This window comes from Colwellia sp. KS18-150, from assembly GCF_057551365.1.
The window spans coordinates 139,088-161,820 of the sequence record NZ_BAAJMC010000002.1 but is presented as its reverse complement, the minus strand read 5'-3'; the positions used below and the strand labels follow the sequence as shown (position 1 = coordinate 161,820).

Below are 22,733 nucleotides of genomic sequence, written 5' to 3'. Positions count from 1 at the left end.
CTGAAATTAATATTTTATTGAATGAACCTGACTGCTAACCAAGTATTTTTTTGTTTTTCTACCAGCACTACTTCATCACCTTGAGTGAAGGTTTCGGTATCGTTATCTGGGCTGACGAGCACATAATGCTTTTGATTAAACTTGTCTAATAAAGAGGCTTCTGCAGGGCTGTCCTTTTTGGCTGTGCCAATAGTGATTTTTGCAATTAAACCGTTAAAACTATCATTGGAAACAGCTGAAGATTCATTTTTAGGTAGTAGCTTAGCGAGAGGAATACCCAGATATCGACTTAGAAATATTGCCGAGATAAATGCGGCGCTATAAACGGTGAATGAGGGTAATGTTGAGCTGACAAGATTAAGTGTTATAAAGTTAAGGCTGTAACCTGACACCGAAAAACTTGTTAAAAACAGTACTAGCCAAATAAGTAAAGGAAGTCGATTTAAGCAAAGCCAGCCTAGTAGTGGGGTGACACCAGTATCTGCAAATTCGGCATCAACCTCGAGATCTAGATCAATAGGGGATATTTGATCTAATAAGCTCATTAAACTTAAGCCAATGATCATGCCTAAGCCTTCGAGAATGGCAAGTGCTATCACTATACCTAAAGCGATGGCAAACCCTGTATTAAAATCGGCTAGTAGAAACGAAACCATAGATACATCCTTTATCATAATTGTACTAAGGTATTAAACTTACAATAAAAAATCAAATGATTAGCGTTTTTTTATAATAAAATAATTTTCAACATTGGCTAAGTAGAAAGCTGTTTTATTCGTATAAATACCGGCAGGGTTGGCAATTAAATTAGCACGGTAAATTGTCATCATATGTAACTTTTTGTTTCAAATCCCCCTTTCATCGTGAAAAAAATGTAACTTAACTCGATCCTTTTCAGGTTCCTATACGACTATGTCTATAATGCCCGAAATATTTACATTTTAACTATTAGGATGGGATAGTGAATTTAACCCGTGCCGCTTTAAAAAATCCTGCCGCAATCATTGTGATCGTTGCCTTGGTAATGGTCTTTGGATTGATGAGTGTTTTTAAATTACCCATTCAATTAACACCAGATATTGAACAACCTCAAATCAATATTTCTACGGGTTGGCGAAGTGCAGCTCCTTCTGAAATGGAGTCGGTTATAATCGAACCCATTGAAAATGTAGTTAAAAATACTCAAGGAGTGACTAAGGTCACTACTAATATTCGTCGCGGTTTTGGTAATATTACCTTAACGTTTGATGTGGGTGCTGACATGCAAAAAGCCATGTTGGATGTTATTAATAACCTTAACCAAGCACCGCCAATTCCCCTTGATGCCATGGACCCTATTGTTTCAGCCGGCGGTGGTCGAGGCGGCCCTAATACAGCTTCATTAATGATCAAAACCTTGCCTTATAATCCCACTCAAGATCTAGGTAAATATCAAAAACTTATTGAAGATGTGGTACGTCCGCGTTTTTCTCGTATTCAAGGTATGGGTCAAGTAAACCTACAAAGTCACCGCCCAAGAGAATTAAGAGTGACGTTTGATCCATTGAGAACGGCGGCACTAGGCTTATCGTTATCGGATATTAGTTCAACCATTTCTCGTGCCAGTGATGTTTCTGCTGGTACCGCCAATGTTGGGCGTAGACAATACACGGTTCGTTTCTCTGGACAATATGATGTCACTAACCTTACCGAAATGATTATTGGTTATAGTGGCGAGCGTCCTATTTATTTGAAAGATATTGCTACGGTTGAAAATACCTTAGTCGACAGATTTGGCTTTAATATGCGTAGCGGCCAGCCTTCATACTACTTTACTTTGAAGCGTCAAAACGATGCTAATACTGTTGCTTTATTGGATGAAATTAATGTCGCAGTAAATGAGCTCAATGAAGGACCAATGAAAGCTGCGGGTTTAGTGATTGAGTTAAGTTTTGATTCATCGGTACATATTCGAAATGCCTTGAAACTTGTACAAAATAACCTTGGCTTGGGCATAGTTTTAGCGCTAATCATTTTGTGGTTATTTTTACGGGGCTGGCGAAATATTTTAATTATTGCTATCACTATTCCTATCTCCTTGATGGTGGCCTTTGTTGCGCTGAGTATTTTTGATCGCAGTTTGAATGTTATCTCGTTAGCAGGTCTGGCTTTCTCTGTGGGGTTGGTTTTAGATGCCGCGATTATTGTGCAAGAGAATATTGTCCGGTTACGCGGTTTAGGTATGGATGGTAATAAAGCTGTGATGCGAGGCGCTTTGCAAGTGACGGGGGCATTATTTGCTTCTACGGCCACCAGTGTCGCAATCTTTTTACCTATTTTATTTATGGCAGGTATAGAAGGGCAGCTATTTTCAGATTTAGCATTAACACTTTCCATTGCGGTTATTGCTTCACTGATCACCGCGATCACCATTTTACCTATTGCCAGCCGTTATTGGCTTAAATCACAAATTGATGATGATCCTTTTGGTCATTATTGGGAAAAATTAACTAGCTTGGTGATGCGATTAACAAATAGCAAACCAAAACGTATTGGCTGGATTACTTTTTTACTTGGCGGCTCACTTTTAGTTATCGTTTTACTGATGCCTAAAACCGATTTTATGCCACGCGCGCCCATAGATGGTTTCTTTTTCAGTTTGAATATGCCGCCGGGAGGTAATGTCGATTTCATTGAAAAAGAAATGGCTACATTGGTTAAAGCAAGGTTAGCGCCGTATTTATCGGGAGAAAAGTCTCCAAAAATCAAAAGTTATAATTTCTACTCTTTTGGCTCAGGGGCGACCGGTGGTTTTGTTTATTCGGATGATCCTACCCGTGTAGAAGAATTGATGGACATTATCCGCAGTGAGGTTTTTGCAGGCTTACCAGATACACAGGCATTTTTATTTAGAGGTTCAATGATTAATGTTTCTGGTGGCGGTAATGGCCGCACGGTCGAAATAAATGTCCAAGGGCCTGATATTGAAAGTTTGATGTCGGTGGCACAAGTGGGTATTGATGCTATCAATGAAAATATGGCAGGAACGACTGCATTTCCAAATCCGGGATTAAGCTTGTCTGAGCCAGAGCTAAAGTTAACACCCAAAGATCAGCGAATCACTCAAGCAGGCTTAACGCGTCGTGATGTTGCCAATGCAATTCGTGCCTATACCAGTGGCTTATTTATTGGTGAATACTTTGATGGTAACGAACGTGTGAATGTGATTTTGCGTGGAGAACAATGGCAAACTCCAGATGAGTTAGCAGCGTTGCCTGTGCATTCTCCTTTAGCTGGTATTCAAACAATTGGCGAATTAACCACAATTGATAGAACGGCAGGCCCTACAAGTTTACGACGTGTTGACGGCAAAAGAACCATCAGTATTCAAATATCCCCGCCAGCGACCATGTCATTGGAGGAAGCTCTAGTTGCAATTAACAATAAAGTTATTCCGAAAATGAAGGAAAGCCTACCGCCAGAGGCTTCAATTCAGCTTAGTGGTAATGCGAATAAAATGGCGGCAGCGATTAACGATATGGTGAAAAACTTTGCCTTGGCATTAATCATATTATTCTTATTGATGACGGCTTTATTTAAGTCTCCAAAAGATAGTTTATTAGTGCTGCTTGTTATGCCATTAGCTGTAGCAGGAGGGGTGATTGGACTCAATTTATTAAACCTAGTGACTTATCAGTCATTAGATTTATTAACCATGATTGGCTTTATCATTTTGCTAGGTTTAGTGGTTAATAATGCCATTTTGATTGTTGATCAAACAAGACAAGCAGAAAGATCTGGTTTAACAAGAAGACGTGCCGTAGCTCAAGCAATACGAATTAGAGCAAGACCTGTGTATATGAGTACTTTAACCAGTTTGTTTGGGATGTTGCCATTAATGGTGATGCCGGGTGTTGGTAGTGAAATTTACCGCGGTTTAGCAACGGTTATTGTTGGCGGTATGCTTATTAGCGCTATTTTTACCTTGGTGTTATTTCCAAGTTTATTACGATTTGGAGAGCAAGGTTCAAGCGATATAAATAGCCAAGGAAATACGATTGAAGATTTACACAGTGATGATAAATCAGCATCACCTTTGCAAACTCAGGTTAGTTAAGCATAGTCACGGGTTAGTGTGACTAGGAGTCAGTTATGTTAGAAATTAAAAAGTTAAAAGCAAATATGTTTATGAAGTTAAAAGTTAGCACGTTAGCCATTGGTGTTATTAGTAGCGCACTATTTACTAGCCAAATTTCAATGGCAGCTGAGGCGCCAGCAAGTCCGGTACAAATAGATACTGTGACAGAAATATCATTAGGGGCAACTGCTGATTTAATGGGCACTTTACATAGTCGCTCTTATGTAAATATTACCGCGGGTGTTAGTGGTCGTTTAGAGTGGCTACAAGAGCCGGGTGTGATGGTGAAACAAGGTGATGCCTTAGCTAAAATGGATCTGTTACCACTGCAGTTAAAGCAAGCAGAGCAAAAGGCACAGATAAAGCGCGCCAATATTAATGCCCGCTATTTTAAAAATGAATTACAACGTTTGCAAAAGTTAAAAGCCACTAATTCCACTTCACAATTTCAATTAGATCAAACTAAATCGCAATATGAATTAGCGCAAACTGACAGTGAAATAGCCTCATTAAAACTGCATCAAATAGAAGATGAATTACAGCGAGCGACAGTGAAAGCTCCATTTGACGGTGTGGTAACAGAACGTGTTGTTCGAGCAGGAACAGACATTAATCGTAGTGATATATTATTAAAGCTACTTGATACTGAGCACTTAGAAGTGCGTTTATATATACCGGTCAAATACTTAGCTTTTGTTCGTAAAGGGCTTGAACTTAACCTGCAAGCGATTGGTCAGTCTATTTCAACGCAAGTAACTTCAGTGATCCCAAGTACAGACCCATTGTCACAAACCTTTGAAGTTCGCATCCAAATACCTGAGCATTTAAACGAGTTCTGGACCGCAGGGCAGCTGGTAAAGGTAACTGTGCCAGTTCAGCATGCATTACCAAGTTTAACCGTACACCGTGATGCTTTAATCTTACGTAAAGACGGAACTTATGTAGTAAAAGTTGATAGCGATAATAAAGCAAAACGTTTATTAGTTAAGGTGGGGAATGGCACATTTGATAGAGTATCAATTGAAGGCGATTTACAACAAGGAGATAAAATTGCTATCCGCGGAGCCGAGCGTTTAAAAGAAGGGCAGAGTGTGGTAATTCAGTAATATGTATTTAAGTTATCGCTTAAGACTCCTTAACTATATAATAAATAGGCATATTTCACTAATGTTTAGTAAAAGAATACAGGTTGTTACAATCGGCGAATGTAAGTACGCCGACTGTTGAGAGCTTTTTGAATTACGTCTGCTATTTCATAATGATTTCGCGTAAACGATATTCTCCAGTTAACGTTCTAACTTCAGGATACTCAGCAGAAATTTTATTGGCTTTTTCTTCGTCTTGCTCACTCCACTTTTTCATGAAAGCCGCATATTTTTTCTTACTCGGCTCTAGATCTGCTGCGTTATCAAAAGTCACTATCAGTAACATATTGAAATTACCACTGACAGCAAGATCACTGCCGTATATTTTCCAGTCTTTGATGAAACCCAATTCCTTTTGAATTTTTACGGCTTTAACCCAACTTTCTCTCAAGCCTGCTAAGTAAACATCTCCCATATTAGGATCAATTTTTACTGTGGTTAAAGCCATAATTTCTGTGCCCAATTCATAATCTTCGTAAACTTCTAGTCGATCTTTAGCAACTACTGAATAACTAAATAAAACACAATATAATACGATTAATGTATTTTTCATTTTTATTCTCCTGTGAATGAAAAAGATTGTGCTCATTAAACTGCTATACCTGTAATTGAACAGGTATTAAGAGCTGAGCGTAAGTATAGACAAAATTCTCAGGACTGCTGTATTACAATATTAACGACCCGTTGAAACGGAAGCGAGTAGCACCTTTCTGGATTAACAAGTCATAACAAAAAATGATACTTAGGTGGCTTTTAATTAAAACTGTTCAAACATTATGGCTTGAAGTTTATAATGTTAGTGAATGTGATAAAACTTATAATGAAGTTAAATGTTGGTGCTATGATACGCTTAAAATTGTTGGCTAGCTGACGCGAAACTAGCCAATTTATGTTTATGGTTAGTCTAAATTTTAGCTTTTACTAATTAAACTATTGAGCTCTTTTTTGGCAAGAAATGAGTCCATCGATGAACGAAGTAGTTTATATAACAATATTGAACCGTTAATTTCTTCTTTACGATTAGTCAGACTTTCAATATTTAAACCTAAAGGCAAATCGTAAGGGAGAACAGCATCTAAAATCTGTTGCAAACTATTGGTACAAATTCGGATTGACTCATAAAGAGGGTTGTCGGAGTTTAGTATACGTAAACTGGTGGCTTCTGGGACGCTAACACCTAACCACTCAATAAACTCTAGCGTTTTCTTACTACCGCAAGGAGAGAAAGTTAAAATCAGACGTTGAGGTTTTAATCCTTGTTTTTCACACTCAATGGCATAGCGAGTTAACATATCTATAGTCGCTTGCGGATTATAAATAGCCTGTGAAATAAAGAAGTTACAACCTTGAAGGTGTTTTTCTATTAATCGTTGATGTTCATTGCCTTTGCTGGCATGGCGCTCAGCGATAGTAACACCACCGATAAAAAAGTCATGGTCATTATCCACTAAAGTTTTGTAAGCGTCAGCCAGTGGTAATGAAATTTCATTATTTTTAGATGGACTACCCACAAGCACAACATCTTTTACACCATAGTCTTGCCAAGCTTGATTTGCCCACTGGTCAAAATCATCAGCATTAGATTGCACAACGCTTTTGTACGTGATTACCGGACGAGCCGCCTTCTTATTTAATAATGAAGAATATAAGCGAGTGTCGTGTGTTGATTTAAAAGGAAATGGTCTTGATAATTTTGTCCGTGAATTTTCATCTTGAATATCGTAAACAATCAATCCATCCACATCAATGTCGCTGATACGCTCTAATAATTTTTCGGCGATAACTTCAACATCAGCTAAAGGGGTATCACTTTTAGGAGGTGTGGTACCAATAAAATACACACCACGGTTAATGTCGTTATACCTTGCTTGAAGTTCTGATTGCTTGTTCAATTTACTCATATTGATGAAATTTACTGGACGTTTAGATGGCTATATGGTCATTTATATCAACACGATTGTCAACAACTGATTTGATATAATAACTATTAACTAGGTTTAACGGCGCAGTGTGTGTATAGTTTTAGTAGCAATTGACACCTAAACTCGCCATTGAATTAATACAAAATGAATGAATTATTACCTATCACGATAAAAGTTAATGATGAGCTAGTTGGTTTACTCGCAAAAATTAAATCCATTACCAATAAACTTGAAGCACAATTTAACTTTCAAACCATGACGGCCAATTGGTATGGTGATGAAGATAACATCTTCTTTATTACTCTAAACCTCAATTCGCCATCTAGTTTTGCAGAGCAACAAGAAGCATTACCAAGTAAAGATATTAACCACTTTTCTGATGATGTTTTTTGCTATTATCAGGGCCAAGATGAACAGCAAATGGTGAGTCATATCGCCTTAACTGATTCAGAGCTAACCATACTAGCTGAGCAAGAGAAGTTATTGTCGCCACTGCTGCAAGTAAAATTACAAAAAGTGCTGAACTTAATTGCTAATAAGTTAAAGCTCACGGCTATTTAACGCGTATTTTACTATGTCTATCAATCGCTCTCGCCTTGATCGCTTTATCAGCGAGCAATGCCAAATACCCCGGAAAAAAATGCGTTTATTGATTGCGCAAAAACGTGTCACGGTTGATGGTATTATTGCCACAGATACCGCCCAACAAATTGATAAATTCTCAGTGATTTCTTTCGATGACAAGATCATTCAGAAGCATAAGCCGTTATATATTATGCTGCACAAGCCTGTTGGTGTGGTTTGCGCCACCACAGATGACAAACATAAAACCGTTATAGATCTACTAACTAATATATTAACGGACGAGGAAAAATCGAGTTTACATATTGTTGGCCGGTTAGATTTAAATACCTCAGGTTTAGTGTTGTTGACTAATGACAGTCGTTGGTCAGAGCAATTAACTTCACCAGAAAGCAAAGTAGCTAAACACTATTTAGTAACTTTGCAAAACCCTATTACCGACGATTACATTCCCGCTTTTGCTAAAGGGATGTATTTTGCTTATGAAGATCTCACTACCAAACCCGTTACCTTAAAGATATTATCCACTTATCAAGCCGAAGTTATACTTACTGAAGGGAGGTATCATCAAATTAAGCGCATGTTTGGTCGTTTTGATAACCCTGTTATTGGCTTACATCGCACTTCTATCGGCCCTTATGTTTTAGGAGATAACTTATTAGTGGGGGAAAGTAAATTGATAGAGATAAACTTAGATAACACAGCTTGTTTTTAAATAGTATTTTAATACTTATCTATAAATGTTTATCTATAAATAACTAGATATTAAAAGGTATGTAGCGTTATGCATGTCTTACATATCCCGTATGATTTTTCATCAATTGATTGGGGTGACTCTTTACCTTATTATGTTGTCAATTACTTATTAAACCACTAATCTAATCAATTAATTAAAAGGAAATTAATCATGAACACTCACTTTAAACTCTCACTTATAGCCATAACCGTTGTTACACTTTTAAGCGCTTGCACACAAAATGAAAGTAATATTACTCAAGCCAGTTCAGAGCCAACGACAATCAGTATAAATGAGGAAAATTTTGCACACGCTGAAACAGCTCGTATGTACCGAAATTGGATTGCAAAAGGTAAAGCAAACAAACAATTTGCAATGTTACCTTCTCTACCACCTCGTGGTGATAAAGCGCCAACGGTTCAAATGAATGATGACACCCTTTACGGCGTTGCTATTCTTAATGTCGTTAATGGAGAAGTGACTTTTGATATCCCAGAAACGAATAATTATTTTTCAGTGCAAGTGGTTACAGAGAGTGGTCATGGTGAGTACCTGATTGTTGAAGATGGTGTTCATACTTTACCTGTTACTGATACCGAAACCGTGTTCTTAATTTATCGCTCTGGTGTTGAAATAGGTGCTAACACTGATGAAGGAATTGCTAACGCTTATGCTCAATTGAAGAAAGTTGATACCACTAAGTTTAACTTCGCTACGGATTTCACATTACCCAATTATAACTTTGCTGAGGTCGAGGTTGAAGTTGATAAGCGTAAAGCTGTAGTTGACCAAATCGTCGAGCGTAACGGGGTATTTACCTATACTTTCCCTAGAACACCTGCCCAAGTGATTGATCTTACTCAGTGGAATTTAGAAAATGCTGCGGGTTGGGGGGGAGCATCACCCATTGCACTCCAAGGTAATAAGTATGTGAACTCGCCATTTATTGACGGTGACACCTGTAAAACGACAACCTTTTCCGATCCACAAAATAAATTTTTCACCTCGGTAACGGCATATGATGCAGAAAAATATTTGATTGAAGGTGCTGTCTCGATTAATTCATATTCTTGGCAAGTTAACGATGATAAAACCGTCACTATATCTTTTAACTGTGGTAATGATGCGATTAATAACATTGATACCTCAGCGTACGGCAAAGACTTCACAATCACTACTCGTCACTATGGTGCTACTCAAGCAGTGATTGACAGTAAAGTGGATATCATTATTAAAGCAATTAACTAGGCACTTTATTACTGAAAATAAATAAGTGGTTTATGTAAATAATAAGCCACTTATTTTTAAAAATACCATGATGCGCAAATATTAACATTCGTGCTGAAAATTTATTTCAATAATTAAGGCGAATTGCACTACATCTCGACGCGGTTAATACTTTTACACCTCGATTGTTTTCTCACTTTTTGGTTCTGCCATAAATGCGCTATCTTCACTCTATATTAATTAATGTATTTGCGTTTAGTAAACATTAATTAACTACTTTTTTACATCTCGTTATAGTAAATTAAACGTATAACTTATTGGTTTTACAGTGCCTAAAAACGCTCATGGATTGAACTATGACTATTTCTCGTCGACATTTTTTGAAATCAAGCGCAGTGTCTGCCAGTGCATTATTACTTCTACCTTCAGCTTTTTCACAAACACTTACCGCTGATAGCCACTCCCCAATAGATGAATTTGTAAATTATGATGCGTTAGGTTTAGCGCAGCTGATTAAAGCGAAACAAGTATCGCCTGCCGAGTTATTAGAGGTAGTGATTAAACGGATTGACTTTATTAACCCTAGCATTAATTGTATTGCGACGCCGACTTTTGAACGTGCTAGAGCACAGGCTACTCGCATATCGAATCGTTCAGTGTTTGCTGGTGTGCCAAGTTTGATGAAAGATATGATTGATATTGGCGGCGTTAAGCGCACCGATGGCTCGCGTTTGTTGCAAAATAATGTTCCTGAAAAGTCTGTTGCTTGGGTTAAGGCCTTTGAAACATCGGGGCTGAATATGGTGGGTACCACAACGGTACCTGAGTTTGCTTCTGGTTATGAAAGTGAGCTTTATGGGCAAACCAAAAACCCGTGGAATTTACAATATTCATGTGTGGCCTCTAGCTCTGGTGCAGCAGCGGCTGTAGCTAGCGGTATTGTGCCTTTAGTGCACGGCACTGACGGCGGTGGCTCAAACCGTTTTCCCAGCAGCGCTTGTGGAACCTTTGGTTTTAAACCATCACGAGGGCGAATGCTGTCAGGGGAAAGTAATGGTCAGCATGATTTATTTAAAACCAATTGTGCTATTAGCCGCACAGTTCGCGATAACATTGCCTTATTCAGAGCCACGGAAGATACACAAGCTAAGGGCTTTCAAGTACTTGGCAATATTGATGCACCGGCTAAAAAACGTTTAAAAATTGCTTTTGCTGTTAATGGTGTTAAAGGTTTGCCGGCAACCGCGCCGTCGGTGAAAGCAGCACTGACTGATACGGCCAAGTTACTAACATCACTTGGGCATCAGGTTGAGGAAATTGAGCACCCGATCAATGGCCAAGAGTTTTTTGATAACTATCGTTATGCTTATTTACCCAAATTTACCCCTATTCTTGAGCAAATAAAGCAACTGACCGGACAAGATGCGTTGGAATCTGATTTAATTGCTTATTGGACTGCCTCCATGATTGATAGTGGTCGACACTATACACAGCAACAAATTCAACAAGGCACGGATTATTTCCAGCAGGTTGGTCAATTATATCAAAAGGTGTTTGCTCAATATGACGTCATCTTAAGTCCGGTAATGCCCGTAGAAACGCCATTGTTGGGCTCTATAAAACCGAGTGACTCTTTTGTTGATAAAGGGTATTTGTTTGAACATGTGATGAGTTTGTGTGCACCGATTAACCCCGCGGGAGATTGTGCCATGTCAGTACCTTTATCATTTTCTAAAACCACAAGTATGCCGATAGGCTCTATGTTTCATGCGCCTATGGGGCAGGATAAATTGCTGTTTCAATTAGCATTAGAATTAGAGCAAGTGAGGCCTTGGCAAGATAAATGGGCGCCACATTCGGTAATGTTTAGCAAAACGAAAAAGAGTTAGCACCGTTTTAAAATTAACGCATAGGGATTAAAAATCATGTTTAAGCGTACACCTAGTCTTTCTATTATGGTACTTAGCTGCTTACTAATTAGTTGTGGAGATGTTCGTCAAGATGAAAGCTCTGATGTTCATCAACAAAGTAAAGCTGAAGTTACTGACATTAACACTGAGCAGAAAGAGCAAAAGCTACCAACAGCGCAAGGCACACAATTATCCGATCAACGTATGGCGGCTTCACCTAAAGCACTTATAGAAGCATTATCAGCGGTTTCGTTTAAAACGCCAGAAGAGTATCAAGCGGTATTGAACAAAGAAATTTCTACAGTAATAGCACCCGCTAATGTGGGTCCCTTGCCACAAAAACTTAATGAAGCAACCGATCCAAGACGGTCAATAACGGCAGATCAAATACAGCAGCATTTAGATAAACTTACTGGCATCTCTATTCAAAGTCGAGATGATGGCAATTTAATTTGGGGGCGTATTCAAGGGACAAAATATGAACGCCAAGCGTCTGATTACGCTGAGCAAGAATTGAAAAGTTATGGCTTTACTCAAATCTATAAAGAAACTATTCCTGCCCGTCGGCCATTGTGGCAACTAGACGAATTAGAATTAACTCTAACCAGTGCGCCTACTTTCCATAAAGGTGAAAGTTATCAGTTTAAAAATGCCTTAACAGCGTATCAATCGGCTACTACAGCTAAAGGAGGCATAGAAGCGGAAGTCATCTTTGTTGGCGAAGGCACACCCGCAGAATTAAATGGTAGAGACTTAACTGACAAATTAGTACTCCTAAGAACCCGCGGCTTACCAGGAGGATTATTTCACAGTGCAAGAACTGCTTATTCTCGTATCGCGGTTGGTGATTACGGTATGCCAGCAGGCGTGATTGTTTGGTCAGATGTCCCTAATGCCACGCAAGTGGCAACGCGTGTTGGTGCTATTGGCGGCGGTGAAAACTTAGGTTTAGCGCTGCCTTGGACGGTTATTAACAATAATGATGGTTATTACCTGAGGAAATTATTAGACCGAGCGACCAAAGCGCAGCCGGTAATTGCCAAATTAAATGTTCAAGGCCAAGAAGAAGGGCCTGATAAAAGGTATTCTTATAATGTAACCGGTGTTTTACCGGGGAAATCGGGTAAGTACATTATGTTTATGGGACATGTTGATGGCTTTTTATATGGAGTACATTGTAATGCTGGCTCAATCGCTATGAACCTTGCGCTTGCGAAACATTATGCGAAAGTGCCTGAAAGTGAACGAGAGCATGGGTTAATTTTCCTTTTCGTTGGCGATCATGAAAATCCCGGTGTTGGCGCGACCGATAAATGGTTACAAACCCACCAAGAGCTTGCTGATAACTTATTGGTGAATTTACGTCCGGAAAAAATTGGTATTGTGCAAGATATTGATGAAGGCTGGATTACGACGGCTAAAAGTAATGTAGCAACACCGGGCATGTTAATGATCACGAATAGAAGTCCATTACTGCTAGATTTATTCAAACAAGCGACCAATCACTATGCGCTTACCATCAGCGATTTTCAGTTTGCCGACCCTGCAGCCGATGAAACTAATTTTCACCCGCCTTATGTCGATAAAGGCATTATCAGCGCTGGATGGACTATTGGTTCAAGGTATTACCATACCACGGCAGATTATGAGAATGACTTAATCAGCGCTAAAGAGTTGGAGAAGTTTGGCCGTGCCCACGCTTTTATTGTTGATGAACTAGGTAAGTACTCTAAAATTGATTTAGAGCAGGGAGCGACGCCGTATACGGCTGAAGAGTCTATTTATCAATCAGATACGTTGAAATTGTTATTTGGTAATCATTAGAAGTTATACCAAACGGATTAATCTGTACTGTTTTATTGGAGGGAAATTATGAACAATATTTATAAATTGCTTTTTGTTATGTGGTTAGCTTTCTCGGCTGCATCATGCTCAGAGCAAAAAGAGGCAATTAATAATGATGTAGTTAACGTTATTATTAATGCTGATATTGTCACTATGGATGAGATCTTGCCAACGGCACAATCCATTGCATATCGTGATAATGAAATTATTGCCATTGGCAGCAATAAAGATGTGCTAGCTAAGGCGGGGAACCAAGCAAGCATTTATGATGCGGAAGGTAAAACCATAGTGCCAGGCTTTATTGAAACCCATGATCACTTCTTTTTATCTAGCTCTCAGTTTTTAGTAACCGATGTCCAACCTTTTACTACACCGACACTTAAAGAAGCGTTAAATAAATTAAGCCAAGCAGAGCCGGATAAAGACGGTTGGATATTAGCGTTTGGTGCAGATCAAACGTTATACCAAGAAAAACGTGGTCCTAGCATAGCGGAATTAGATGCCTTATTTCCGATTAACCCAGTGTTTATTTATCATTTAAGTGGCCATGGTGCATTTGCTAATAGCTTGGCGTTGAAATCGGCTGGTATTGATAAAAACACACCTAATCCAACAGGCGGCTATTTTGAAAAAGATGAGCAAGGAAATTTGACCGGATTTTTATCAGGCATGCCAGCTTTTACACAAGTGAAAGGTTTTCCCAATCCTAATAAAGAGTCAGCATTATTAGCAGCTAAGCAAAGAGCTAGCGTTGGTGTTACGACTGCCTCTGAATTAGCATTTATGGATGAAGCAACGTTAAACTTTGTCAGTAATATGACCGCTGACGGCCAATTTCCTATGCGTATTGTTGGCGGTTATTTTTCAACAGCAAGCGACTTTGATGCAGTATTGCCTAAAATACAAAGCTTTGAGAACAAGCTGCTATCAGTACCGTTTATCAAAACATGGACTGATGGCTCAATACAAGGTGGCACAGGCTCACTTATTGGTGGCTATTACGAACCTGAATTTGGAGGCGATGGTGTGCAGGGAACACAAGACTTTTTCAATCAACAAGTCTTAGAAATGTATCAAGCTAATATGTGGCCAGCAATACATGCTAATGGTGATAATGCGGTAGAAATTGCATTAAATGCCATTGAATATGCGCAACAAAATAGTCATGGCAATAGTAATCATATTCGCCCACAAATTATCCATTCTCAAGTGACTAATCAATCACAAATTGTACGGATGGCAAAGCTTAAAGCCAATCCCAGCTTTTTTGTAACTCACGTTTATTATTGGGGAGATTTGCATTATCAAACCACGCTGGGTCCTGAGAAATCAAAACGATTAAGCGCTTTAGGTGATGCTTTTAACGCAGGCATCAAAGCGAGTATGCATAATGATCCTCCGGTAAGCCCGGTAAATCCATTACTGAATATGTGGATAGCGATAAAGCGAGAATCGACCTCTGGGCAAGTTTTAGGTCTTGAGCAAGCGATAACGCCATACCAAGCATTACAAGCTTATACCATTAACGCCGCTTATCAATTTGGTATGGAGAAAAAAACAGGCTCTTTAGCTACAGGTAAACTAGCTGATTTTGTTTTACTATCAGCGAATCCGCTTACTGTTGAAGTAGATGATATTAAAGATATTAATGTGCTTGCAACGGTGTTAAATGGTAAAAAAGTTTATGAAATATCAGAGTAAGATATCAAAAATTGTCGTTATTGATGCTTGTATTTCTGAAAGAATAGCAAGGTGATATTGGCTAACCCCCCTTCAATGGCTTATTAGTAAAAGCACATGGAGGGGGGAATATTTAGACAGGATCAGTACAATATTATTAACAGCAAAAGTACTCTGTGCAGTGGCTAATACGATAATCTTAGGCAAAGCACTGGTTGCTAATACTTAAGTATTAGCTGAATACATTACTTTAGAAAAAGCTGGTTATTTTACCCCTAGTTCTCGTAAACGCTCTAACAAATAACTTGCTTGGGTATGTTTTTCAGAGAGTTTAACTTCACTACGAGGGTGTAAAAATAGTGGTAATGAAATTCTTGATTTATCACTATGACTACCTTCAGGGTTAATAACTCTGTGAGTAGTCGAGGGGAAGTAACCCTGAGATGCTTCTTGTAACATATCCCCTATATTGATGATTAAATTACCAAAATCACTGGGGACATCTAGCCAATTACCATTTTGTAATTGTACCTGCAGACCTGGCTCATTTGATGCTGGCAATATGGTTAGTAAATTAATGTCTTCATGAGCTGCAGCGCGAATAGCCCCTTGCTCTTCACCACCAGTTATCGGTGGGTAATGTAATACCCTTAATAACGTATTCGGTGTGTCTGTTATCATGTTAGCTAATGGCTCAGAATAGTGTTTGGCAACATCAACTGGGCTATGCTTTTCTACCCAAGTGAGTAATTCACTCGCTAAATCAGACGCCAGTTGATAATAGTTGAGTATTTCAGCTTTTAATTCTTCAGGAATACGACCCCAAGGGTAGACATGGTAATATTCTTTAATGTCTTTGTGTTTATGACCTTTAGCCGTTTCTGATATTTCTGGCGCAAAGTAGCCGTCTTGTTTTTCAACATCAAAGGCTAAATTATATTTATCTTCGCCATTGAAAAATTCTTGCCAATTATCGTAAATGGATTGTACAAGTGACTGTTGTATTGGGTGATTTGTTAAAACGCCAAAACCAGTTTCGCGTAAGCTTTTTACAAATTTCTCAGGGGCATCATTTGCGGTGTAATCAACGACTGTTAATGACATTCGGTTTCTCATCTATTACTTGTTATTAATAAATGAAGTGTACTGCTTAAATCTATATCTTCAAGTAGAAGCGGTATATAATGACGGTAATAAAAATATTAATTAGTCTAGATAAGTGAACACAAACATGAAATATCCACTCTTTATTGCTAGTTTTGCTGTTATCGCCATTGCCGGTTGTTCAAGTAATGATGATGCCTGTGAAGATATAACCTTAGCTTCAGAGCAAATTCAGCAATGCCAAGCATTACACCGTCAAATCGTTAATGCTAAAGGCCAACCGCTTATTCGTACTGAGCTAGAACGTAGATATCAGCAAGACTGTATCGATGTAAGATATTACCGAGATGAAAAACAGCTTGCGATTTGTGGTAACAAACATAACGTGGATAAAATCCGCAAAACAGCTCAAGAAGAAGCAAAATAATAGTGTTTATAGAGAAAAATCTACTAATGTGCAATTTCAAACGGCTTTAGTAGATTTTTTTGTCATTAAAGTACATTATTATGTATGATGTTTTTTCTTCTGTAGTTGAAGAAATACTCGATGCTTACGGTGCTTTATGCTTATTGAAGCTTATTTGTTAAAAAAAACACCAATGCATACAGTCTGAAATGGTGGTTATTTTAATTTATGGCAAATTCTGGCTCCAAAAAACACCTCGATAGTGTTGATGTAAGTAAGAGCAATAATATATCAACAGAGGTTTCTGCTTCTGAGGCTGATACATTAACTAAGTTACAGTTATTGCAAGAGCAGCATGACAACTTGCAAATGCGTTATACTGCCTTATTCCACCTTAATCAATTGTCACAAGAATGCGACGAGTTAGTTAATTTCTACCCTCAGGTTCACCGTACTATTGCGTCTTTAATGACCGCTAAAAATTTCTATATTGTTAGTTATGATCAAACTTTTTCAACCGTTGAGTTTGTATACCACGTTGATGAAAAAGATGATTGGCCCAAAGGCTCTATTGATTATGAGAAAATCTCCGGCTCCTTTACTAATTTAGTTATCGAGTCCATGCAACCTCTAATGGTAACGCCTGCATTAGAAAAACAGTTAAGAGAAAATGATAAAACGAAAAGCCACGGTACCACAGGTACAGACTGGCTTGGCGTGCCATTATTACATAACGGCTTAGTTATTGGGGTTATGGTGGTGCAAAGTTACAGTGAACGAGTTCGTTACACTGAGCAAGACTTAAACATGCTAACTTTTGCCGCTCAGCACGTTGTCGGCGCAATGATACGTTTGCAAGATAAGGAGCGATTGACCAGTGCGGTTAATGCTCGAACTCGTGAATTGATGGCACAAATCAGAGAGCGTGAAAAATCAGAGTTGCTACAAGAGTCTTTATATCGAATTTCAGAGCTAACTAGTGATGCTAGCATCGAAATTGATGTTTTTTATGCCAAGGTTCACAATATTGTTGGCCAACTAATTAACGCCACAAACTTTTTTATTGCTCGGTATGAACCAGAGAATGACACGTTAGAGTTCAGTTATTTTGTCGATGAAAATATAGAAAATCAATGTGACTATAAACCAAGGAAGCTATCTAATCATTTTTCCGAATTAGTCATAAAGCGTAAAGAAACTGTCTTACTCACTCATGAAGGGATGCTCGAGCTTTATGCACAAGGTATTACCAAAAAGCCAGAAAGAAACATGCATTCATGGTTAGGTGTACCTTTAATATATTCTGGGCAATTACTGGGTGTGATGGTTATCCAAAGTTATCGGTTGGATACCACGTACACCCCGCAAGATGCAGAGTTACTCAACTTTGTTTCTACGCATGTTTCAGGTGCGATAAAACGTCGCGAGGCATCCGATATTGAGCGACAAAGCCATGAATTGCTAGAGCAGCAAGTTAAGTTGAGAACACTGGCACTAGAAGATGAAATTGTGCAACGTAAGCAAGTTGAGAAACGACTCAAACACACCGCCACTCACGACAGCTTAACGGGTTTACCTAATCGAGCTATTTTTATTGATTTACTCAACCATGCCATTGCCTGTAATAAACGCAAACCTGATTTAGCATTTGCCATATTATTTTTAGATTTAGACAGATTCAAAGTAGTTAACGATAGTTTGGGCCATCATGCCGGTGATGTTTTGTTAAAATTAATCGCTCGAGAGTTATCTAGTATAGTGCGTGGCAAAGATACAGTTGCCAGGTTAGGCGGGGACGAGTTTGTTATATTGATAGAAGATTTGGACTCCAATAATGAAGCTTTTGAAATAGCCCAGCGTATCACCGAATTTTTAGAGCAACCTTTTACCATTGAAAATCAGTTAGTTTTTACCGGTACCAGTATAGGCATTCTCTTTAGCGATAAGCGTTATGATAATGCTGATACCATGTTACGTGACGCTGATACGGCTATGTACCACGCTAAAGATAGTGGTAAAGGGCGATATGAGGTCTTTGATGCAAGTATGCACCAAAGAGTACAAAATGCTTTATCACTTGAGGCAGACATTCGAGAAGCGATTGAATGGCAAGAGTTTGAGCCTTATTTCCAGCCTATATTAAGATTAGATAACCAAGAGTTAAAAGGTTTTGAAGCCTTAGCCAGATGGCACAGTACTAAACGTGGTTTTGTTTATCCTAACGATTTCATTCCATTAGCAGAAGAAACACATTTAATACAAGCGATCGATTTACAAATACTGCAAAAGTCTTGTCAGCAATTACGAGTTTGGCAGAAAAAGTTATTACGTGAAGATCTTTATGTTAGTTGTAATTTATTTTGCCAACAGTTTTTTAGTCCAACATTACCCGATGAAATTGCCAAGATCTTAACTGAAACCGGGCTTAAACCCGAGCACCTTAGAGTTGAATTAACTGAACGTGCGCTATTGGAAAACACAGATATTGTTTTAGCCAACATGAAAGCATTGAAACAATTAGGTGTTAAGATATTACTTGATGACTTTGGAACCGGTTATTCTAGTTTGAGCTATTTACATCGTTTCCCTATCGATGTCTTAAAAATAGATAGATCATTTATTACTAATGTTCATGAGCATGAAAATAACCGAGCAATCATTAAAACGATTATCGATTTAGCCACTAATTTACGAATGGCAACGGTTGGTGAGGGTATTGAAAACCTTGCAGATGCTGATTTGTTGCAGCAAATGGACTGTTTATACGGACAAGGGTTTTATTTTTCAAAACCCATGTCGGCTAATGATATGGAAAACTATATAATCGATAAATCAGCGTAATAGTTTAATTTCTAAACTCTTTAATTGTTATTGTTGTTTCTATACTCACACCTTGTCGATACAACTTAAACACTAAGGAAGTATTAGGTTTAGTTTCTGCGACAATATCTAAGGCTTGAGTAATGCTAGTGATAGGCTCGTCACCAATTTGATAAACCACATCACCAACTTGAATTCCGCCAATCAAAGCAGGGCTATTCGGGCTTACCGCCTGCACTAAGAAACCTTTTGCATCTGCTAAGTATCGCTCAGCAGAAATCCCCAACCAACCACGAACTACGCGTCCATTTTCAATGATTTCTCGCATAACTTTATCTGCAAGCTCATAAGGAATTGCAAAGAAAATACCTTGAATATCCATTTGTGGATTTGACTGAGTAAATTTCAGGGTGTTAATACCCACTAAGGTACCATTACTGTTAATTAACGCACCACCTGAGTTGCCTTCATTGATTGCAGCATCCATCTGAAGAAAATCTAAATAACTGGTATTACTTAAGCCACTTCGACCTGTGGCGCTAATAATTCCCTGTGTTACTGTTTGTCCTAAATTTAACGGATTGCCTATGGCTAAAACAATGTCGCCGGCAAGAGGTTGTTGATCTGCTTTTTGTGGAATAACGGGTAAATTACTAGCGTTGACTTTTAATACGGCTAAATCGGTAACTAAATCGAAACCAATTAACTCAGCGGGAAAGAATTGCCCGTTTTGCAGTAAAACTTGAATTAAATCAGCGTTTTGAATGACATGTAGGTTGGTTAATATATAACCATCACTATCCATTACAACACCTGAACCCAAGCGCGTAGACTGACGAGAATTACGGCCATATCTCGGGCTAGATTGAATGGCTTCAGAATAAATATTTACTACGGCAGGGCTAGCTAAGCTAACTGCTTTAGCATAAGAAAGAGGAGGAGGTGTTACTTCTTCTTGATTGAATATTTGCTGTAAAAGTGAATTGGTATTAGAGCTAGGCACTAGTAATAAAAAGGCCATGGCGAACAGTATTCCATAACTTATCGCGTTTAAAATATATTTTAATGCAGGCTTAATTTTCAAAGGAGACAGTCTCAACACATTGATATTTATTTTTATAACGTTGAGTTTAACATAAAATGTGAAATTATAAGGAAAATACAAAAATAAAAAAGGCTAGTGATTAACTAGCCTTTATGAAGTAATTATGGGTATTACATTATTTTATCATTAAATATTGTGCATAATTATCACGAATGATATTTAAAGCAAAGACACCTTCTCTATCTTTCAAATAGGTGCGTAAATCGGCAATATTTTTAATTCGTGTGCGGTTAATTGAAGTGATTAAATCTCCTGATTGTAACCCAACCATTTGTGCTGGTGAGCCATCACTGACCTCAGTAACTTTAACTCCTTTGTTATTCGTTAGGTTTTCTAACTTGGCACCTTCAAACATACGATGAATAGCTGCTGCAGCAACGTTGCTGGCTTGAGATTGCTTCAATTTAACAGTCAGTTCCTTTTCATCACCATTACGGATAATAGTCAAATCTACTTTCTTACCTGCGCCAATAGAGCCAATTTTTCCTCGTAATTCATTAAAGGTTTTAACTTTTTTACCATTAACTTCAACAATAACATCACCGGGTTTAATGCCTGCTTCATCAGCAGCAGAGTCAGGTACTACTTGCTCAATAAAGCCACCTTGGTTGGTATCAAGCTCCATCGCTTTCGCTATTTCACTGTTAAGGCTTCTACCTGACACCCCTAACACGCCACGATGAACTTCACCAAATTCAATAATTTGCTTAACAAGGTTGTGCATCATATTGCTAGGGATAGCAAAGCCAATACCTATGTTTCCGCCATTTGGGCCTAATATGGCAGTATTGATTCCGATTAGTTCACCACGTAGGTTAACTAAAGCGCCACCAGAGTTACCACTATTTATTGCCGCGTCCGTTTGAATGAAATCTTCATAATTCTCTATATCTAAGCCACTTCGACCTAAAGCACTGACAATGCCTGAGGTAACCGTTTGTCCCAAACCAAAAGGACTACCGATAGCAACAGCAAAATCACCTACTCGTAGTTGATCTGAGTCAGAAATTTTAATTTCGCTTAAGTTGTCAGCTTCAATTTGTAAAAGGGCGATATCACTATCGGCATCAGAGCCAATTTTCTTGGCTTCAATTTGACGGCCATCTTTTAGGGTAATGGTGATCTCATCAGCTTTTTCAATAACATGGTTATTAGTAACAATATAACCTTCTTTAGCATCAATGATTACACCAGAGCCCAAGCCACGAAAAGGTCGTTGTTGAGCTTGATTTGGGGCTTGATTGGGGTTACCAAAAAATTTAAAAATGTTGGGTACATTTTGTTTAACTTCATGTGTACCTTTAACGGCTATACTAACAACCGCAGGTGTGGCCTTATCTAGCATAGGTGCAAGGCTTGGCATTGCTTGGCCATCAACAGCGTTTGGCCACGCTGCAATAGCTGGTGCGCTAGCTAATACTAATGCACCTGAAAGAATAACGGTATTGAAGGCAAGGGATAATTTTTTCATAACAAAGTGTTCTCCTAAAACGTAACAATAATATCTATACTTCTTATGGATGCGCTTGGAACATTTTTCAATAGCGACACAAGTATGGATAAACAGACCATAAGATAGACATAAGCAAAAGCGCTAAGTTCATAATGACGCTTTTGCTATTTGTAACACTTTATTTCTAGAACACTTTTTAATAGAGAGTCTTAATCTGCATTTGACGCTTTTTGCTCAGCATCAACAAACAACCCACTTGCTTCACCAGAATAATCTAAAGGTGCTTCTGTCGCTGTTTTCACTTCTTTTGATGGACGTTTTTGATGTCTTAAGCCCGCAGTTTGTGCAAGTTGTTGTTGAGTTTCTTGTGAGAAAAAGGGCATGCCATCTGTATCAGTAGTGCTTACGCGCTGAAGAAGTTGAGTGCTTTCTTCCATTTGTTTCATTGCTGTTTGGCAAGTTGAGTTCATTTGTTCTAATAAGTTTGCTGAGCTTTCTAAATGATCAGCGACATCCAATTTATACTGAGCTAATGAAGCTTCACTTTTACTGACTTGTTCGGCAAGTTTGCGTTGCTCTTGGTTTGCAGATGCTAAAAAATGATTAGCAAAAAAGCCAACGATGGTGCCAATAATGAAAACAATTAATGCGGTTACTACGGTCATAGGGTTACCTTTGGTC

The 22,733-nt window shown here is 38.4% G+C and carries 17 protein-coding genes; 10 read left to right on the top strand and 7 right to left on the bottom strand.

Translation table 11 applies throughout. The annotated features are described in order from the left end of the window. Positions 1-14: 14 nt before the first annotated feature. Complete coding sequence (locus tag AC27IF_RS04050) at positions 15-656, bottom strand: YqiJ family protein (RefSeq protein WP_487052451.1); 642 nt, start codon at positions 654-656, stop codon at positions 15-17. A 305-nt stretch (positions 657-961) separates the two neighbouring features. On the opposite strand from AC27IF_RS04050, the gene AC27IF_RS04045 reads away from it, so the two are divergent. After that, complete coding sequence (locus tag AC27IF_RS04045; RefSeq protein ID WP_487052450.1) at positions 962-4,096, top strand: efflux RND transporter permease subunit; 3,135 nt, start codon at positions 962-964, stop codon at positions 4,094-4,096. 35 nt (positions 4,097-4,131) lie between these two features. Next, entirely contained in the window at positions 4,132-5,223 is a 1,092-nt protein-coding gene (locus AC27IF_RS04040; RefSeq protein ID WP_487052449.1) for an efflux RND transporter periplasmic adaptor subunit, read from the top strand. 142 nt (positions 5,224-5,365) lie between these two features. Here AC27IF_RS04040 and AC27IF_RS04035 read toward each other — a convergent pair whose 3' ends face one another. Together AC27IF_RS04035 and AC27IF_RS04030 are read right to left on the bottom strand one after the other, a co-directional pair. After that, the gene (locus AC27IF_RS04035; protein WP_487052448.1) at positions 5,366-5,815 is read right to left on the bottom strand and encodes a hypothetical protein; all 450 of its coding nucleotides are present in this window, start codon (positions 5,813-5,815) and stop codon (positions 5,366-5,368) included. Between the two features lie 358 nt (positions 5,816-6,173). After that, on the bottom strand, positions 6,174-7,163 hold the full coding sequence (locus tag AC27IF_RS04030) for a methylenetetrahydrofolate reductase (protein WP_487052447.1): 990 nt from the start codon (positions 7,161-7,163) through the stop codon (positions 6,174-6,176). 165 nt (positions 7,164-7,328) lie between these two features. On the opposite strand from AC27IF_RS04030, the gene AC27IF_RS04025 reads away from it, so the two are divergent. The 6 genes from AC27IF_RS04025 to AC27IF_RS04000 all read left to right on the top strand — a co-directional run bounded on the left by AC27IF_RS04025 (position 7,329) and on the right by AC27IF_RS04000 (position 15,185). After that, a complete protein-coding gene (locus AC27IF_RS04025; RefSeq protein ID WP_487052446.1) occupies positions 7,329-7,745 on the top strand; it encodes a hypothetical protein in 417 nt (138 codons plus the stop codon). Positions 7,746-7,758: 13 nt separating this feature from the next. Further along, the gene (locus tag AC27IF_RS04020) at positions 7,759-8,481 is read left to right on the top strand and encodes a pseudouridine synthase (protein WP_487052445.1); all 723 of its coding nucleotides are present in this window, start codon (positions 7,759-7,761) and stop codon (positions 8,479-8,481) included. Positions 8,482-8,673: 192 nt separating this feature from the next. Further along, positions 8,674-9,750 carry a DUF1254 domain-containing protein gene (locus AC27IF_RS04015; RefSeq protein ID WP_487052444.1) on the top strand — a complete coding sequence of 359 codons (1,077 nt, stop codon included), beginning with the start codon at positions 8,674-8,676 and terminating at the stop codon, positions 9,748-9,750. Between the two features lie 335 nt (positions 9,751-10,085). Further along, a complete protein-coding gene (locus AC27IF_RS04010; protein ID WP_487052443.1) occupies positions 10,086-11,618 on the top strand; it encodes an amidase family protein in 1,533 nt (510 codons plus the stop codon). A 36-nt stretch (positions 11,619-11,654) separates the two neighbouring features. Then, positions 11,655-13,463: a M28 family peptidase gene (locus AC27IF_RS04005; RefSeq protein WP_487052442.1), complete on the top strand. Its 1,809-nt coding sequence runs from the start codon at positions 11,655-11,657 to the stop codon at positions 13,461-13,463. Between the two features lie 48 nt (positions 13,464-13,511). After that, positions 13,512-15,185 (top strand): amidohydrolase, encoded by a 1,674-nt coding sequence (locus AC27IF_RS04000; protein WP_487052441.1) that lies wholly within the window; start codon positions 13,512-13,514, stop codon positions 15,183-15,185. 243 nt (positions 15,186-15,428) lie between these two features. Here the strand turns inward: AC27IF_RS04000 and AC27IF_RS03995 are convergent, their stop codons facing one another. Beyond that, positions 15,429-16,268, bottom strand: a complete 840-nt coding sequence (locus AC27IF_RS03995; RefSeq protein ID WP_487052440.1) for an isopenicillin N synthase family dioxygenase — start codon at positions 16,266-16,268, stop codon at positions 15,429-15,431. 127 nt (positions 16,269-16,395) lie between these two features. On the opposite strand from AC27IF_RS03995, the gene AC27IF_RS03990 reads away from it, so the two are divergent. Continuing rightward, positions 16,396-16,695 carry a hypothetical protein gene (locus AC27IF_RS03990; protein ID WP_487052439.1) on the top strand — a complete coding sequence of 100 codons (300 nt, stop codon included), beginning with the start codon at positions 16,396-16,398 and terminating at the stop codon, positions 16,693-16,695. Between the two features lie 207 nt (positions 16,696-16,902). Then, positions 16,903-19,515 carry a sensor domain-containing phosphodiesterase gene (locus tag AC27IF_RS03985; RefSeq protein WP_487052438.1) on the top strand — a complete coding sequence of 871 codons (2,613 nt, stop codon included), beginning with the start codon at positions 16,903-16,905 and terminating at the stop codon, positions 19,513-19,515. A 4-nt stretch (positions 19,516-19,519) separates the two neighbouring features. On the opposite strand, the gene AC27IF_RS03980 is transcribed toward AC27IF_RS03985, so the two are convergent. From AC27IF_RS03980 to AC27IF_RS03970, 3 genes are all read right to left on the bottom strand, one after another. After that, positions 19,520-20,515, bottom strand: a complete 996-nt coding sequence (locus AC27IF_RS03980) for a trypsin-like peptidase domain-containing protein (protein ID WP_487052437.1) — start codon at positions 20,513-20,515, stop codon at positions 19,520-19,522. A gap of 199 nt (positions 20,516-20,714) precedes the next feature. Further along, the gene (locus AC27IF_RS03975) at positions 20,715-22,070 is read right to left on the bottom strand and encodes a Do family serine endopeptidase (RefSeq protein WP_487052436.1); all 1,356 of its coding nucleotides are present in this window, start codon (positions 22,068-22,070) and stop codon (positions 20,715-20,717) included. A 191-nt stretch (positions 22,071-22,261) separates the two neighbouring features. Then, the gene (locus AC27IF_RS03970; RefSeq protein ID WP_487052435.1) at positions 22,262-22,717 is read right to left on the bottom strand and encodes a Z-ring associated ZapG family protein; all 456 of its coding nucleotides are present in this window, start codon (positions 22,715-22,717) and stop codon (positions 22,262-22,264) included. Positions 22,718-22,733: the final 16 nt, after the last annotated feature.